We start from the raw sequence: 14,764 nt of genomic DNA, 5'->3' as shown, positions 1-14,764 counted from the left end.
CGAGACGGGTGGTGCGCGGCCGGCTCGGGCGGGCCGGTGGGTCGACGGCGGGGAGCCGGGAGGTCGTCGGCGGCGCGGTGGTGGAGGGGCGTCGCGGTCAGGCGTCGGAGGGGCGCGCCGCCTCGGTGACGGGCCGCGGGGCGGCGTCCTTGGTGAGGGGGTCCGGAACGGTGAGGGCGTCCGGGACGGTGAGGGCGTCCGGGGCCTCGGGGGTGTCGTCGTCCTCGCGGGGCAGGGTGGCCCGGCGCAGGCCCGGTACGGCGATGGCCACGCCGACGGCGGCGACGGCGCAGACGGCGCCGTTGAGGATCGCCGCGCCGGCCGGGCTGAACCAGCGGGCGATGGAGGCGACCTCGGCGTCACCGAGGACGCCGCCGGTGGTGCCCTGGGCGGTGATGACGCTGACGATCCGGCCGCGCAGACGGTCCGGGGTGCTGTGCTGGACCAGCGCGTATTCGAGGATCTCGTAGACCGTGCCGGCCGCGCCGCCCACGGCGAGCATCAGGAAGGCGACGGCCACGTGGCCGCTGAGGCCGAAGCCGACGGTGGCGAGCCCTCCGGTGAAGGCCGCGGCGAGCAACAGGCCGCCGGGGCGTGCGGCGCGGCCGATCCAACCGCTCGTCGCCGACGCGAGGACGGCGCCGACCGCGGGGGCCGTGTAGAGCAGGCCGAGCATGATCTCGTCGCCGTGGAACTGGCGGTCGACCATCTCGGGGAAGAGCACGACGGGGACGTTGAACACGGCCACCACGCCCCCGAGCAGCACCAGCCCACCGACGACCCGGTTGCGCAGGGCGTACCGGAAGGCGACCATCGGGGAGCCGGAGTCCTGCTCGGCGCCCTCCTCGTCCTCCTCGTCGGTGACCGGCGGCAGCGGACGGATGCGCGAGATCAGGAACGTGGTCACCGCGGTGGTGACGGCGGCGAAGGCGAAGACGGGCCCCGCGCCCCAGGCGGCCAACAGGACGCCGCCGAGCAGCGGCGCGCTGATGGAGCCGATCTCGCCGGTGAGGGAGATCAGGGCGCCGGCCGCCGGGAGTTGGTCGGGGCGGACCAGTGTGGGGGCCACCGCCATCAGGGCGGTCACGCTGACGCCCGTCGCGAGGCCGTCCCACGCGACGCAGACGTAGATCGCCCACAGGGAGGGGTCGGGGAGCATCGCGTTCACCGCGAGCCCCGCGAAGGCGAGGGCGGCCGCCCCGCGCGCCCAGACGATCAGCCGCTTTCGGTCGGTGCGGTCGGCCATGACGCCGCCCCAGAGCGAGCCCACCAGCACGGTGATGCTCATGATCATGCTGGCCACGGCGACGTCGAAGGTCGAGCGGGTCAACCCGTACACCTGGGCGGCCAGGGCGACGGTCGCCATGCCCAGGCCGAAGAGCGAGACCACCCGGGCGATGAAGATGGCCCGGAAGTCGCGGCTGGTGCGCAGCGGGTCGATGTCGATGACGAGGTCGCGCAGGGACACAGGGGGCTCCGTTGACGGCAGGGGCGGCGGGTGGGGCGGATCAGGCGGCGGTGGACAGGAGAGCGGCCCATTCGCGCAGGGTGGGGCGCTCGGCGAGGTCCACGAAGCTGATCCGGGCGCCCTCGGCGCGCCATCTCTCGACCAGGGTCATCAGGCGTATGGAGTCCAGGCCCTGGTCGATCAGGTCCTCGTCGGGCGAGATGTCGGCCGGCTCGACGTAGAGGACCTCGGCGACGTCCTGGATCAGGCGATCGAGGCCGAGGGGCTCGGTGGTGAAGGAATCGGACATGTCACGGCTCTCTGTTCTGTGAGGAGGAGCCCGCCTGTCGATGAGGCAAGGCTTACCTAACTAAGGATGAGGCGGATGCGTCAAGTCGGAGGTGGAACCCTTTCGACCTGCGGACGGTCAACTCGCCCGGACCGAAGGGCGGGTGAGGCTGGAGTGGCGAATTGCAGGTCAACTTAGGCAAGGCTAACCTAAACCTGTGTCGATCATTGTCGCAGCCTCCGTCGAGGCAGACCTCCCCGCGCATCCGGACCTCCCCGCCGCCCCGGCGAGCCTCCCGACTCCGGAGCACCTCCCGACGCCGGAACCCCCCTTCCCCCACGTCCGGTCGGCCCGCCTGCGCGACGCGCCCGACCTGTACGCGCTCTCCCGCGCCTTCGTCCCCTCCGGCGCGCTGAGGGCCCGTTCGATCGGCCACTACCTCGCCCACGCGGGGGAGTTCCTGGTCGCCGAGGGCGCCGGCGGGGACCGCGTACGCGGCTGCCTCGCCCTGCGGGACGAGGCGCCCGCGACAGCGGTGCTCTACAACTTCTGCGTGGCACCCGGCTGCCAGGGGCAGGGCGTGGGATCGGAACTGCTCCGAGCCGCCGTCGAGCGGGCCCGGCGGAGCGAGGTACGGACGCTCTTCACCGCCACCACCGGCTCCGCCCGGCTCTTCCTGCGCCACGGCTTCGTCCCGGTCGAGCCCGGCGAGGCCCCGGCCGACTGGGCCGCCGCACTCGATCCCGCCCGGGGCTCGCGAGTACTGCGCCTGACGGTGTGAGACGGGCTCGCGGAAGCCGGGCCGGAGCGTTCGCTCCGGCCCGGCTTCCGTGTGTGCGCCCCGGGCGGGGCGGTGCGTCAGCCGCGGGCCACGAGGCTCGCGGGACGCATGTCCGTCCAGTGCTCGTCGGTGTAGGCGGCGCAACCCTGTCGGGTGTCCTCGCCGTGGGCGACCGTCCAGCCGGCGGGGACCTCGGCGAAGGCGGGCCACAGCGAGTGCTGGTTCTCGGCGTTCACCAGCACGAAGTAGCGGGCGTCGTCGTCCTCGAACGGGTTGGTGGTGGCCATGGGGACTCTCCTTGGATGTGTGGGTGGTGCGGTGGTGGGTGGAAACGGTGGACGGGTCGCTACGGGGACGCGGTGCCGACGGGCCCTCAGGGCCTTGTGGCGCCGTCCCCCGGAAGAAGGGCGAGGGCGCGAGCGGTACCGGTGGCCTCCTCGGCGAGGGCGAGCGCCTCGTCGGCGGTGAACAACCGGTCCGACCAGCGCCAGGCCACGGAGACGGCCCTTCGGCCGTCGACCGGCGGGCCCGTGTGGACGGTCAGCTCCAGAGGGCCCGTCAGCGGCGGTGCCGTGCCGGGGACCTCCAGCAGGTGCCACTCGCCGGCCGGGGCCGGACCCCACGCGGAGGTCTCGTCCGCCGCCCGGAGCACGGTCCGGCGGTGGTAGCGGACGCCGCCCCGCGGCAGGTCCGCGAGCCGGGCCGCGGTCTGCGGATTGAGGTGGCGCAACTGTTCCAGCCCCTGGCCCCGGTCCGGGACGGAGGCCAGGGCGTGCACCACCCGACGATGGGTCCGTGCGGGCTCGGCCGTCCCCTCCGGGCCGAGCGGCAGGCGCAGCAGGAACGCTGAGGTGAGGCGGCCCGCCGTGCGCGGCGCCGCGTCGGACCGGGGGAGTTCCAGGTCGACCAGCAGGCCGGTGCCGTCGTGCAGGCGCGGCCGGCTCGACGCGATCCGGGCCAACGCGGCGAGCAGCAGGGCGTCGACGGGGTCGACGCCGTCCGGAGCCGGCCCCCGGCGCGGGACGGGCAGCTCCAGCCGCGTCACCACCCGGTGGCCCCCCTCGGTGGCCGCCCAGGCCCGCCCGGCGGTACCGGAGGCGAGCGCCGACCAGTGGGCCAGCTCCACGACCCGGGCGGTCGACTGGGCCTCGGCGGCCAGCGTGGACGCCCAACCGGTGAGCCCGCCGGCCGGCGGCAACGCGTCGTCCGCGGAACGCTCGCCGAAGGCGTACTCCTCGTACAGCGGGGCGATCTCGTCGGCCAGCGACTGCCAGGTGACGTCGTCCACGGACAGGTGGTGTCCGACGAGCAGCAGTCGTCCCGGCTCTCGGGGGCCCGCGTCGAACCAGACCGCCCGCAACACGGCGGCGGTGCGCGGGTCGAGGGCGGCGGCGGCCGTCCGGGCCGCCTCGGAGACCAGCCGTTCCCGTTCGGGCTCGGAGCGGCCCGCGACGCCGATCCGGCGCAGCGTGGCCGGGTCGGTCACGGCGGGCGCCGAGGCGGCGGGCCGGATCTCCTGGCTCCAGATGCCGTCTGTGCGGTGCAGGGCCAGCCGCAGCGCCGGATGACGGCGCGCGAGGGCCGCCAGGGCCTGGCGCAGCGGGGCCGCCCGGAGCCCGGCCGGGACCCGCAGCAGGACGGACTCGTGCAGATGCTCCACGGCGCCCTGTGCGCCGCGCAGCCGGTGGGCGGACGGCAGCAGGGCCACCGTCCCGCTCTCGTCGTCGGGTTCGGGTCCGCCGCGCCGGGCGCGCGGGGGAGCCGGGTCGGACCCGGGCGAGACCGTGCGCGAGCCCGGCGCGGAGGCCGCGAGTTCCGCGACGAGGGGAAGCGCGGCACGGCCGGGTTCCCGGGCGAGGGCCACCAGGGCGGCGGCGCACACCTCGGCCTGCCGGCGCAGCGAGGTCTCGTCGTACAGGGCGGGGTTGGCGTCGAAGTCCAGGCGCAGCCGCCCGTCCGGGTAGCCGGACGCGGAGACCGACAGGTCGTCCACCGGCCCCGACGCCAGGCTGACCACGTGACCGCGGGTGCCCGCGAAGTCGAGCTCGGTCTCGAAGGGCCGCAGGTTGACCAACGGCCCCGGCACCCGGTTTCCCGGCAGCTCGGGCCACAGGGCCCGGGCCAGCACCTCGCCCCGGACGCGCTGGTGGCGCCGGAGGAAGGCGAGTTCGTCGGCGGCCCGGCCCAGCAGGACGCGGAACGTGTCGGACGGCGACACGGGGACGCGCACGGGGAGGATGTTGACGGCCATGCCCGGTACCCGCAGGGTGCCCGGGGCGGTGCGTGCCGTGGTGAACAGCGCCAGGGTCGCCTCCGCCGCGCCGGTCCGGGCGGCGAGGTCGACGGCGGTGGCCGCGACGACGGCCTCGCCCCAGGTGACCCCGGCCGAGCGGGCGGCGTCGGCCACGGCGGCGCTGTCGGCCCGGTCGACGACCACGGTGTGGCGCAGCGCGGTGTCACCCGCCGGGGCGGGGCGACCGGCCGGCCAGGCCGGGGCCGGGGGTTCGGCGTAGCGCCTCGTCCACGCGGCCAACTCGGTGTCGTACGCCGCGGAGGCGGTGTAGACCCGGTCGGCGTCGGCGAGCACGGAGACGGGCGCGAACGGGGACGGGGTGGGCGTCGTGCCCCGGACCAGGGACGTGTAGTGCTCGGCGATCCGCCGGCTGAGCAGGGCCACGCCGTACCCGTCGACGACGAGCTGGTGGAAGTACTGGACGAGCAGGTGGTGCCGGGGACCGGTGGTCACGAGGACGGCGCCCGCGAGATCGGGCACCAGGTCCGGCAGCGGAGGGTCGATCAGCAGCTCCAGCCTTGGCGGGCAGGCGAGTTGACCGCGCACCAGTTCCACGGCCGCGGCCACCGGGTCGGCGGCGCCGGACGTGTCCAGACGGGCCAGACTCCGGGCCGGCGGGCGGACCGGTACGGGCGCCTGGCGGAACCGGCCGCCGTCGCTGGTGACGCTGAAGCGGAGCCAGGGCGCCTCGTCGAGGGTGCGCCCGACGGCGTCGTCCAGGGCCTCGGTGTCCAGCGGTCCGACGAGCTCGATGTACTGCCCGACGTTGTACCCGGCGTAGGACGGCGCCGCGGTCTGCGCCGCGAGCACATGGGCCTGGGCGGCCGTGAGGTCCACGGCGGGCGGGGCGGTGGGGGCCGTGGGGGCGGTGATGGTGGGCACGGGCCGTCAGCCCCGGTTCGCGGGGGCGGTGGGCACCGGGGCGCCGGCCCGCAGGTCCCGTTCGGCGGCGTTCAACAACAGGGAGTCGCAGATCTCGCCCGAGCGCACGGCCAGGGTGGACAGCAGGGAGGAGGTGATGCCGTGGCTGTGCTCGGTGGAGGCGCCCTGGAGGTAGATGCCGGCGCGCAGCCGGGGCGTGGTCTCCACCCGGTGGTCGCGGCCGATGCGCAGGCGTCCCTGACCGTCGGTCAGGCACTCGTCGGCCAGGTCGCCGAGCAGGTCGAGCGGGTCGCCGGCGCGGTAGCCGGTCGCCAGGACCAGCGCGTCGCAGTCCAGGGCGAGGGTCTCGCCGCCGGTGAGGGAGCGCACGGTGACCCGGACGCCGTCCGAGGTCGGGGTCGCCGCGGCGAACTCGCTCGCGCCCATGATCCGCAGCCGTTCCGTACCGGCCACCTTCTCCTGGTACACCGTCCGGTACAGCTGCTCGATGAGGTCCCCGTCCACCACCGAGTAGTTGGTGTTCGCGTGGTAGCCGAGCAGCTGCTGCTTCACGTCCTGCGGGGCGCGGTAGAACTCGTCGACCGCGGCCGGGTCGAAGATGCGGTTCGCGAACGGGCTGTCGTCGGCGGGGCTGTAGCCGTAGCGCCTGAAGACCGCGCACACCTCGGCGTCGGGGAAGGTCCGGTGCAGGTAGTCGGCCGTCTCCGCGGCCGACTGGCCGGCTCCGACGACCGCGAACCGGCGGTGCGTCCGCTCGGTCAACAGCGGTGCGCGGTGCAGCAGGTCGCGGTTGTGCCAGATCCGTTCGCCGGTCTCCACGCCCTCCGGCAGCCGCGGGACCAGGCCCGTGCCGATCGCGATGTTGCGCGCGCGCAGGCCCGTGGAGGCGACCGCCTCGGGGGCGCCGGCCGGGCGGGTGAGGACGTCGAGCTCGTCCACCACGCCCGCCGTGTCCGAGCCCGGTGCGGGGACGACGCCGGTGACGGTGGTCGCGTAGCGGACCTGCTCCCGGAATCGGGCCGCGCACCAGCGGAAGTAGTCGTGGAATTCGATCCGGGTCGGGAAGAAGGTCTTGTGGTTGACGAAGTCGACCAGCCGCCCGCGGTCCTGGAGGTAGTGCACGAAGCTGAACGCGCTTCCGGGGTTGCGCAGCGTCACGAGGTCCTTGAGGAAGGACACCTGCATGGTGGCGCCTTCGAGGAGCATGCCCCGGTGCCAGTCGAAGTCGTCCTGCCGCTCGACGAACGACGCCCGGATCGCGTCACCCGGTGCGCGCTGGTCGTTGTGCTCCTTGACGGCTATCGCCAGGGCCAGGTTGGCGGGGCCGAAGCCGATGCCCACCAGGTCCCGGGTGTCCGGGAGTCGCTCCCCTGGAGTGGTGTTCGCGTGTGGTGCGGACATTCCCATCCTTCCTCTGTCTCACCCAGATACTTAGGTAAGGCTGGCCTAACATCACCGATTGTGGGGGTCGTGTCAAGTTGGCGGAAACTACCCGGATGTCGAATCGCCGGATCGCCAACTGCCCTGGTGCGCAATCGATGTGCGGACACGACGCCGACCCCGGCGGCCGAAGCCCGCCGGGGTCGCGTCGTCGAGAAGGGGCGAAGATCAGCCGGCGGGGGAGGAGTCCAGGGGGTCCGTGCCGGCCGGAGGGACGCTCGCCGTGCGGGCGTCCGCCGGGTCGTCGGGCACCACGGCGGTCCCCGTGTGCTCGTCCGCGAACACCTCCAGGAGCAGTGCGTGGGGGACGCGGCCGTCCAGGACGTGCGCCATCCGCACCCCGGAGCGCACCGCGCGCAGACAGCCCTCCATCTTGGGCACCATGCCACCGGCCAGACTCGGCAGCAGCCGCTCCAGTTCCCCGACGGTGAGGCGGTCGACGACCTCGTCGCTGTGGGGCCAGTCCGCATACAATCCGGCCACGTCCGTCAGCATGATCAACTTCTCCGCGTCCAGCGCCTCGGCGAGGGCCGCCGCCGCCAGATCGGCGTTGATGTTGTAGATCGCGTCGTCCCGCTCGCCCCGGGCGATCGGGGACACCACGGGGATCCGCCCGCGTTCCAACAGGCCGCGCAGGGTGTCCGGTTCGACGCGGACGATGTCGCCGACCAGGCCGATGTCCACCTCGCGGCCGTCCACCACGGCGGGCCGGCGCACCGCGGTCAGCGTGCGCGCGTCCTCGCCCGTCATGCCGACCGCGAACGGACCGTGCGCGTTGATCAGGTGGACCAGATCGCGCTGCACCTGACCTGCCAGGACCATCCGCACCACCTCCATCACCTCGGGAGTGGTGACCCGCAGCCCGGCCGTGAACTCCACCTTCAGGTCCAACTGCCGCAGGAGCGCGCTGATCTGCGGCCCTCCGCCGTGCACCACGACCGGACGCAGCCCGGCGTAGTGCAGCGACACGATGTCCTCGGCGAAGGCCCGTTTCAGTTCCTCGTCCACCATGGCGTGCCCGCCGAACTTCACCACCACCGTGCGGCCCTGGTATCGCTCCAGCCACGGCAGGGCCTCGATGACCGTCCGCGCCCTGACCGGCGCCCGCCCCGTGACGGTCACGGCGCCACTCCGTCGAACGGCAGCCCCGACGTCTCCGGCAGACCCAGCGCGATGTTCATGCTCTGCACCGCTCCACCGGCCGTCCCCTTGGTGAGGTTGTCGATGGCGCACACCGCGACGAGACGCCCCGCCGCCGGATCCACGGCGATCTGTACCAACGCGGTGTTGGAGCCCGCCACGGCGCCCGTCGTGGGCCACTGCCCCGGCGGCAGCAGGCGTACGAACGGCTCCTCGGCGAAGGCCGACACGTAGGCCGCGCGCACCTCACCCTCCGTCGCGCCGGGCAGTAGACGGGCCGAGCAGGTCGCCAGGATCCCGCGGGCCATGGGGGCCAACGTCGGGGTGAAGGAGACGCCGACCGGCGTGCCCGCCACCAGGGAGAGGTTCTGTACCAGCTCGGGGGTGTGCCGGTGGCCGCCCCCGACACCGTAGGGGCTCATCGACCCCATCACCTCGGAACCCAGCAGGTGGGGGTGGACCGCCCGCCCGGCCCCCGAGGTGCCACTGGCCGCGACGACCACGGCCTCCGCCTCCAGCAGCCCGGCGCCGTAGCCGGGCCACAGCGCCAGGGTGACGGCCGTCGGGTAACAGCCCGGCACCGCGATGCGGGTGGCACGGGCGAGGACCTCCCGCGCGCCGGGTAGCTCCGGCAGACCGTACGGCCAACTCCCCGCGTGCGCACCGCCGTAGAACCGCTTCCAGGCGTCCGGGTCCCGGAGCCGGAAGTCGGCCCCGAGGTCGATCACCAGCGTCGTCTCGGGCAGGCGCGCGGCGAGCGCGGCCGACTCCCCGTGCGGCAGGGCCAGGAAGACGACGTCGTGTTCCGCGAGCCGGTCGGGGGAGGTCTCCTCCAGCACCCGGTCGGCGAACCGGTGCAGGTGGGGCTGGACGGTGCCGAGCGCGCGCCCCGCACTGGTGTGCGCCGTCAGCGCGCCCACCTCGATTCCCGGATGGGCGCCGAGCAGTCGCAACAGCTCACCACCGGCGTATCCGCTCGCTCCCGCGACGGCTGCCCGCACGTTCATCTCCGTCTGCCTTCGGCCGTGTTCGGTGCAGTGGTCATCAGAGTTCCAGTTCGTCGATCAAGGTGGTGGTGGTGCGTACGACGGCTCCGCGCGCGGCCGACCAGCGCAGCGCGAGGGCGTGTTCCTCGGCGGACACGTCGGCCACCGCGTCGGCGACGACGAACGGCTGGATGTCGTTCATGTACGCGTCGGCGGCGGTCAACAGGACCCCGGAGTGCGCGAAGAGACCGCAGACGATCAGCTGGTCACGCCCCGAGGTCCGCAGGATCCGTTCGAGATGGCTCCGCAGGAACGCGTTGTCGCGGGTGTTCGTGATCACGTGTTCGCCCAGGGAGGGGGCCGGCGAGGCGGCGATGCGCCCGTCCGGAGGCGTCGCGGCGCCGTCCTCGTCCGCGTGGGGGCCGGCCGGGCGGGGGGCGGGGCCCCGCCGGTCGGGGGAGATCGGGGGTTCCGCGCTGAACACGACCGGGAGGCCGAGCCGGTGGGCGGCGGCCCGCAGCCGGGCGACGTTGGCGACCAGGTCGACCAGCGGCGAGACCCCGGGCGGGAAGACCTGGAGCAGATGGTGCTGCATGTCGTGGATCAGTAGTGCGGCCCGCCCCGGATCGACCTTCCACGGTGCGACGGACCGTGGAAGCGTGTCCTCGTCGGGCATGGCGTAGCGCTCGGCTGTCGGAAGTCCCACGGCCGCATTCCCCCTAGGCGAAGGCCGGTACTCGCCCCTCAATGGGACTTAGCTTAGCCTAACCTAAGTGACGTTGATCTTGGGGGTGTCGGTTCACCCGGAGCCCCCGGTCGCGCCGCGACCGGGGGACGCCTCCCCGGGAGGGGCTCAGCCGGACAGGGCCGCCGAGACCACGCTCCGGGCCTCCTCCTGGACCGTCGCCAGGTGGTCGGGGCCGAGGAAAGACTCGGCGTAGATCTTGTAGACGTCCTCGGTGCCCGAGGGGCGCGCGGCGAACCAGGCGTTCTCCGTGGTCACCTTGATGCCGCCGATCGCCGCCCCGTTGCCCGGCGCCTCCGTCAGCACCCCCGTCACCGGTTCGCCCGCGAGCGTGTCCGCGGTGATCTGGTCCGGGGACAACCGGCCGAGCACCGCCTTCTCCTCGCGGGTCGCGGGGGCGTCGATGCGCGCGTACGCCGGTTCCCCGAACCGCGCGGTGAGTTCCGCGTACCGCTCGCTGGGCGTCTGCCCCGTCACCGCCAGGATCTCGGACGCGAGCAGCGCCAACAGGATCCCGTCCTTGTCGGTGGTCCACGGTGAACCGTCGTGCCGCAGGAACGAGGCTCCCGCCGATTCCTCCCCACCGAACCCGAGGGCGCCCGAGGCCAGTCCGTCCACGAACCACTTGAAGCCGACGGGCACCTCGACCAGTTGGCGCCCCAGGTCGCCCGCGACCCGGTCGATCATCGCCGACGACACCAGCGTCTTGCCGATGCCCGCGGCGGCCGGCCAGTCCGGGCGGTGCGCGAACAGGTAGGCGATGGCGGTGGCGAGGTAGTGGTTGGGGTTCATCAGCCCGGCGTCGGCGGTCACGATGCCGTGCCGATCGGCGTCCGCGTCGTTGCCCGTGGCGATCTGGTACCGGCCAGCGCTCTCGATCAACGAGGCCATGGCGTAGGGCGAGGAACAGTCCATCCGGATCTTGCCGTCCCAGTCCAGCGTCATGAACCGCCAGGTGGGATCGGTGTACGGGTTCACCACCGTCAGGTCGAGACGGTGCTCCTCGGCGATCCGGCCCCAGTACGCCACGGACGCGCCGCCGAGCGGGTCGGCCCCGATCCGCACGCCCGCCGCGCGCACCGCGTCCAGGTCGAGCACGGACGGCAGGTCCGCCACGTACGCGCCGAGGAAGTCGTGGCGCCCCGTCGTCCGCGCGGCCAGCGCCCGCACGTACGGGATCCGCCGCACCTCCTTCAGCCCACCCGCGATGATCTCGTTGGCGCGCGTCTCGATCCAACCGGTGGCATCCGAACCCGCCGGGCCGCCGTGGGGCGGGTTGTACTTGAAACCGCCGTCCGCCGGCGGATTGTGCGAGGGGGTGACCACCACGCCGTCGGCCAGGCCGGAGGAGCGCCCGCGGTTGTACGTCAGGATCGCGTGGGAGACCGCGGGCGTCGGCGTGTACCCGTCGGCCGAGTCGATCAGCACCGTCACGTCGTTGGCGGCGAACACCTCCAGGGCGGTCACCCGGGCCGGCTCCGACAGCGCGTGCGTGTCGGCGCCCAGGAACAGCGGCCCGTCGGTGCCCTCCCGCGACCGGTACTCGCTGATCGCCTGGCTCGTCGCGGCGATGTGGTCCTCGTTGAAGGACGTGGTCAACGAGGATCCGCGGTGCCCGGACGTGCCGAAAGCGACCCGCTGGACGGGATCCGAAGGGTCGGGGCGCAGGGCGTAGTACGCGGTCACGAGCCGGGCGACATCGATCAGATCGCCCTGCTCCGCCGGTCGGCCCGCTCGCTCGTTCGGCATCCGCCGGTTCCTCCACACTCGTCGGGGTGATCGGCCCGGTTCGGGCCGCGCGGAACACCGGACCCGCCCGGGCCTCGGCCCGCGCCGCCCGCCGCGTCATCGTCCGCCCAGCCTTCCCCGTACACGCGCCCGTCACGCCTTCGGCCGCGGCCCGACCCGGCCGGTGAGACGGCCGGGGGAGCGCGATCGGGGGCGGCCGGGGGGCGACGACCGGGTCCGGTCCGCCGCCGATTCGACCGTACGCCGGACACCCACCTGGCCCACCGGGGTACCGGAAGCCGACCGGCGGTCCGGCGGTCCGGCGGTCCGACGGTCCGACGGTCCTGCGGTCCTGCGGTCCTGCGGACCGGCGGAGGGCAGGCGCGGCGCTCAGTCGCGCGCGGCGCCCAGCGCGGCCACCGCCGCCACCATCCGGTCCCAGAAGAGGTCCGTTCGCAGACCCACGGCCACCCGGGCGTTCGCCGGCAGGCCCAGGCGCCCGTGCAGGTCCACCACGGTCGCCCCGCGCGTGTGCCGGCCGTGCAGCTCGACGGCGACGTGCGCGTCGACGCAGTCGACGATCCGGGGATCGATGACACGGGCCACCGCCACCGGATCGTGCACCGGGGGAGCGGAGAACCCGAACAGCCGCCGGTAGGTTCCGGCGAAGTACCGCAACAACTCGACGCAGATCCAACCGAGTTCCGAGTCCAGTGCCTCGAACCGGGCCAACACCCCGGGGGTGGCGAGCGCCTGATGGGTGACGTTCAACCCGCACATGGTCACCGGGACACCACTGCGGAAGACGATGTCCGCGGCCTCCGGGTCCACATGGATGTTGAACTCGGCCGCCGGGGTCCGGTTCCCCCGCTCCGTCGACCCGCCCATCAGCACGATCTCCTTGATCCGCCCGGCCACTTCGGGGTACCGGGTCAACAGGAGCGCGATGTTCGTCAGCGGAGCCGTCGGCACGAGCGTCACCGGCTCGGGGTGTCCGATCAGGACCCGCCGCAGCAACTCCACCGCGTGTTCGGGGACCGCCGCCACGGTCGGCACGGGGAACCGCGGACCGTCGATCCCCGACACCCCGTGCACGTCCTCGGCCACCTCCAGCGGCTCCACCAGCGGTTGCGCGCACCCCGCCGCGACCGGCACCCCGGTGATGCCCGCGACCGTGCACACCCGGAGCGCGTTGAACGTGGTCTTCTCCAGGGTCTGATTGCCCGCCACCGTGGTCACGGCCAGCAGGTCGATCCCCGGATCCCCCGCCGCCAGCATGATGGCCAGGGCGTCGTCGTGCCCGGGGTCGCAGTCGATGACGATCGGAACGGCCAACGCCGGCCACCTCTCCTCGGCCCGCCGAGGAGGCGGGTCCCGTCCTGGTCCCAGTGTGACCCCCGTTCCCGTGCGCGGGCCCACTCGAACCGGCCGTCCGCGCGCCCCCGTCACCCGCCGCTCCTCGGCCGGATGGAGCAGGCCGCAAGCGGCGGGCCGGCGGTGACCCGATGCTGGGCCGAGACATCGCCCGGGCCCGCCGTGGCCCGAAACCGAGGAGGTACCAGCGTGCGTCCGCTGCACACCCCGAGCCGATCCGCCGCCCGCCCCCGCCCCCGTCCACGTGGCCTGCGGCGGGCGGCCGTCGCCGCCCTCGCCGCGACCGCCCTCGCCGGCAGCCTCACCCCGGCGGCCGCGGGGACCGGCCCTGGGGAGCCGCCCCGGGACCGGTCCCTCCAGCGGCAGCTGCGGGAACTCGTCGAGGCTCCGGGCGGCCCGCCCGGAGCCGTCGCCGTGCTCCGACGCGACGGCCGCCAGGAGGTCTACCGGGCCGGCGTGGCCGAGATCGGCCGCCGTGAGGCGCCCGGCCTCGACGACCACATGCGGATCGCCAGCGTCGCGAAGGCCTTCAGCGGAGCGGTCGCCCTGAGCCTGGTCGACGACCACCGGCTCGGCCTCGACGACACGATCGGCCGACGCCTGCCCCGCCTGCCCCGGGACTGGCACGCGGTGACGCTCCGCCAACTGCTGAACCACACCAGCGGTCTCCCCGACTACACCGAGGACCCCGAGTTCCTGGAGATCCTCACCGCCGACCCCCGACACCGCTTCGACTCCCGCCGACTCCTCGACTACGTAGCCGACGAGGACCTCCGCTTCGCACCCGGCTCGCGCTACCAGTACTCCAACTCGGACAACATCGCCGTCGCGCTGATGGCCGAACAGGCCACCGGCCGCCGCTACGAGGAACTGCTGAAGGAGCGGGTGTACCGACCGCTCGGCCTGCGCAGCACCAGCCTCCCGCAGGGCTACCGGCTGCCCGAGCCCTTCATGCACGGCTACGCCGTCGATCCGCCGGCCCCACCGGAGGACGTCAGCGAAGCGCTCGGAGCCTCGGGCGTCTGGGCGTCGGGCGGCATCGTCTCCACGCCGCGCGAACTCTCCGCGTTCATCCGCGGCTACGCGGGGCCCGAACTGCTGTCGCCGCCGACCCGCCGCCAACAGCAACGCTTCGTGCGGGGCGGCGCCTCGGAGCCCGCCGGCCCGGGCGCGAACGCCGCCGGGCTGGGCATCTTCCGCTACACCACGCGCTGCGGGGCCGTCCTCGGCCACACCGGGAACTTCCCCGGCTACACGCAGTTCGCCGCGGCCACCCCGGACGGCAAGCGGTCGGTGACCGTGTCCGTCACGAGCCAGGTGCCGCTCGACCCGCAGCTCCTCGACCGGCTCCGCACCACCGAGGAGAACTTCGTCTGCCGCCTCCTCGGAGATCGCTGACGGCGATCCGCGCATCGGGGGCCGGAAGGATCCGAAAGAGACGACCCGGGCCCGGCCCCCGACGACCGACGGGGCGTCACCCGACGCCCCGTCACCCGACGCCCCGTCACCCCATCGGTGCGTCCGCCTCGCGCGTCTCCCCTCCATCGCACAGGGTGATGATCATCGGCTGCCCGGCACGCCCTCCCCGGCGTCGCCCGGCCGCGCCCCCCTTCCCTGCCCGGAGGACACGTTGCAGAGCCCGCCCTCCCCGCACCACCC

At 73.9% G+C, this 14,764-nt stretch carries 12 protein-coding genes; 2 read left to right on the top strand and 10 right to left on the bottom strand.

Features of this window, described 5'->3' with window-relative positions; translation table 11 throughout:
• Nucleotides 1-97: 97 nt before the first annotated feature.
• Complete coding sequence (entS, locus tag ADK55_RS02325) at nucleotides 98-1,468, bottom strand: enterobactin transporter EntS (protein WP_078998368.1); 1,371 nt, start codon at nucleotides 1,466-1,468, stop codon at nucleotides 98-100.
• 40 nt (nucleotides 1,469-1,508) lie between these two features.
• Complete coding sequence (locus ADK55_RS02320; RefSeq protein ID WP_053675471.1) at nucleotides 1,509-1,757, bottom strand: phosphopantetheine-binding protein; 249 nt, start codon at nucleotides 1,755-1,757, stop codon at nucleotides 1,509-1,511.
• Between the two features lie 196 nt (nucleotides 1,758-1,953).
• Between ADK55_RS02320 and ADK55_RS02315 the strand changes: the two genes are divergently transcribed.
• On the top strand, nucleotides 1,954-2,517 hold the full coding sequence (locus tag ADK55_RS02315; protein WP_234349859.1) for a GNAT family N-acetyltransferase: 564 nt from the start codon (nucleotides 1,954-1,956) through the stop codon (nucleotides 2,515-2,517).
• A gap of 77 nt (nucleotides 2,518-2,594) precedes the next feature.
• Here ADK55_RS02315 and ADK55_RS02310 read toward each other — a convergent pair whose 3' ends face one another.
• The 8 genes from ADK55_RS02310 to ADK55_RS02275 form a co-directional block, all read right to left on the bottom strand.
• The gene (locus ADK55_RS02310) at nucleotides 2,595-2,804 is read right to left on the bottom strand and encodes an MbtH family protein (RefSeq protein ID WP_053675469.1); all 210 of its coding nucleotides are present in this window, start codon (nucleotides 2,802-2,804) and stop codon (nucleotides 2,595-2,597) included.
• An 86-nt stretch (nucleotides 2,805-2,890) separates the two neighbouring features.
• Nucleotides 2,891-5,692: a condensation domain-containing protein gene (locus tag ADK55_RS02305; RefSeq protein ID WP_053675467.1), complete on the bottom strand. Its 2,802-nt coding sequence runs from the start codon at nucleotides 5,690-5,692 to the stop codon at nucleotides 2,891-2,893.
• A 6-nt stretch (nucleotides 5,693-5,698) separates the two neighbouring features.
• Nucleotides 5,699-7,093 carry a lysine N(6)-hydroxylase/L-ornithine N(5)-oxygenase family protein gene (locus ADK55_RS02300; protein WP_053675466.1) on the bottom strand — a complete coding sequence of 465 codons (1,395 nt, stop codon included), beginning with the start codon at nucleotides 7,091-7,093 and terminating at the stop codon, nucleotides 5,699-5,701.
• Nucleotides 7,094-7,300: 207 nt separating this feature from the next.
• Nucleotides 7,301-8,254 carry an acetylglutamate kinase gene (gene argB / locus ADK55_RS02295; protein WP_053675464.1) on the bottom strand — a complete coding sequence of 318 codons (954 nt, stop codon included), beginning with the start codon at nucleotides 8,252-8,254 and terminating at the stop codon, nucleotides 7,301-7,303.
• Nucleotides 8,251-9,279, bottom strand: coding sequence for an N-acetyl-gamma-glutamyl-phosphate reductase (argC, locus tag ADK55_RS02290; RefSeq protein ID WP_053675461.1), 1,029 nt, complete (start codon nucleotides 9,277-9,279; stop codon nucleotides 8,251-8,253). The genes argB and argC overlap by 4 nt, the downstream gene beginning before the upstream one ends.
• A gap of 37 nt (nucleotides 9,280-9,316) precedes the next feature.
• Nucleotides 9,317-9,964: an isochorismatase family protein gene (locus ADK55_RS02285; RefSeq protein WP_234349857.1), complete on the bottom strand. Its 648-nt coding sequence runs from the start codon at nucleotides 9,962-9,964 to the stop codon at nucleotides 9,317-9,319.
• A gap of 147 nt (nucleotides 9,965-10,111) precedes the next feature.
• The gene (gene pgm / locus ADK55_RS02280) at nucleotides 10,112-11,752 is read right to left on the bottom strand and encodes a phosphoglucomutase (alpha-D-glucose-1,6-bisphosphate-dependent) (RefSeq protein WP_053675459.1); all 1,641 of its coding nucleotides are present in this window, start codon (nucleotides 11,750-11,752) and stop codon (nucleotides 10,112-10,114) included.
• Nucleotides 11,753-12,121: 369 nt separating this feature from the next.
• On the bottom strand, nucleotides 12,122-13,066 hold the full coding sequence (locus tag ADK55_RS02275; protein ID WP_053675458.1) for a nucleoside hydrolase: 945 nt from the start codon (nucleotides 13,064-13,066) through the stop codon (nucleotides 12,122-12,124).
• A gap of 228 nt (nucleotides 13,067-13,294) precedes the next feature.
• Between ADK55_RS02275 and ADK55_RS02270 the strand changes: the two genes are divergently transcribed.
• Complete coding sequence (locus ADK55_RS02270; protein ID WP_420713588.1) at nucleotides 13,295-14,503, top strand: serine hydrolase domain-containing protein; 1,209 nt, start codon at nucleotides 13,295-13,297, stop codon at nucleotides 14,501-14,503.
• Nucleotides 14,504-14,764: the final 261 nt, after the last annotated feature.

The organism is Streptomyces sp. WM4235, assembly GCF_001279725.1.
Taxonomy (GTDB): Bacteria; Actinomycetota; Actinomycetes; order Streptomycetales; family Streptomycetaceae; genus Streptomyces.
This window is presented reverse-complemented; position numbering and strand designations above follow the sequence as displayed.

Excerpts from the sequence above, each read along its gene's own strand:
- pgm (WP_053675459.1), bottom strand. The coding sequence starts at position 11,752 with ATGCCGAACGAGCGAGCGGGCCGACCGGCGGAGCAGGGCGATCTGATC.
- argC (WP_053675461.1), bottom strand. The coding sequence starts at position 9,279 with ATGAACGTGCGGGCAGCCGTCGCGGGAGCGAGCGGATACGCCGGTGGT.
- ADK55_RS02310 (WP_053675469.1), bottom strand. The coding sequence starts at position 2,804 with ATGGCCACCACCAACCCGTTCGAGGACGACGACGCCCGCTACTTCGTG.
- ADK55_RS02320 (WP_053675471.1), bottom strand. The coding sequence starts at position 1,757 with ATGTCCGATTCCTTCACCACCGAGCCCCTCGGCCTCGATCGCCTGATC.
- ADK55_RS02300 (WP_053675466.1), bottom strand. The coding sequence starts at position 7,093 with ATGTCCGCACCACACGCGAACACCACTCCAGGGGAGCGACTCCCGGAC.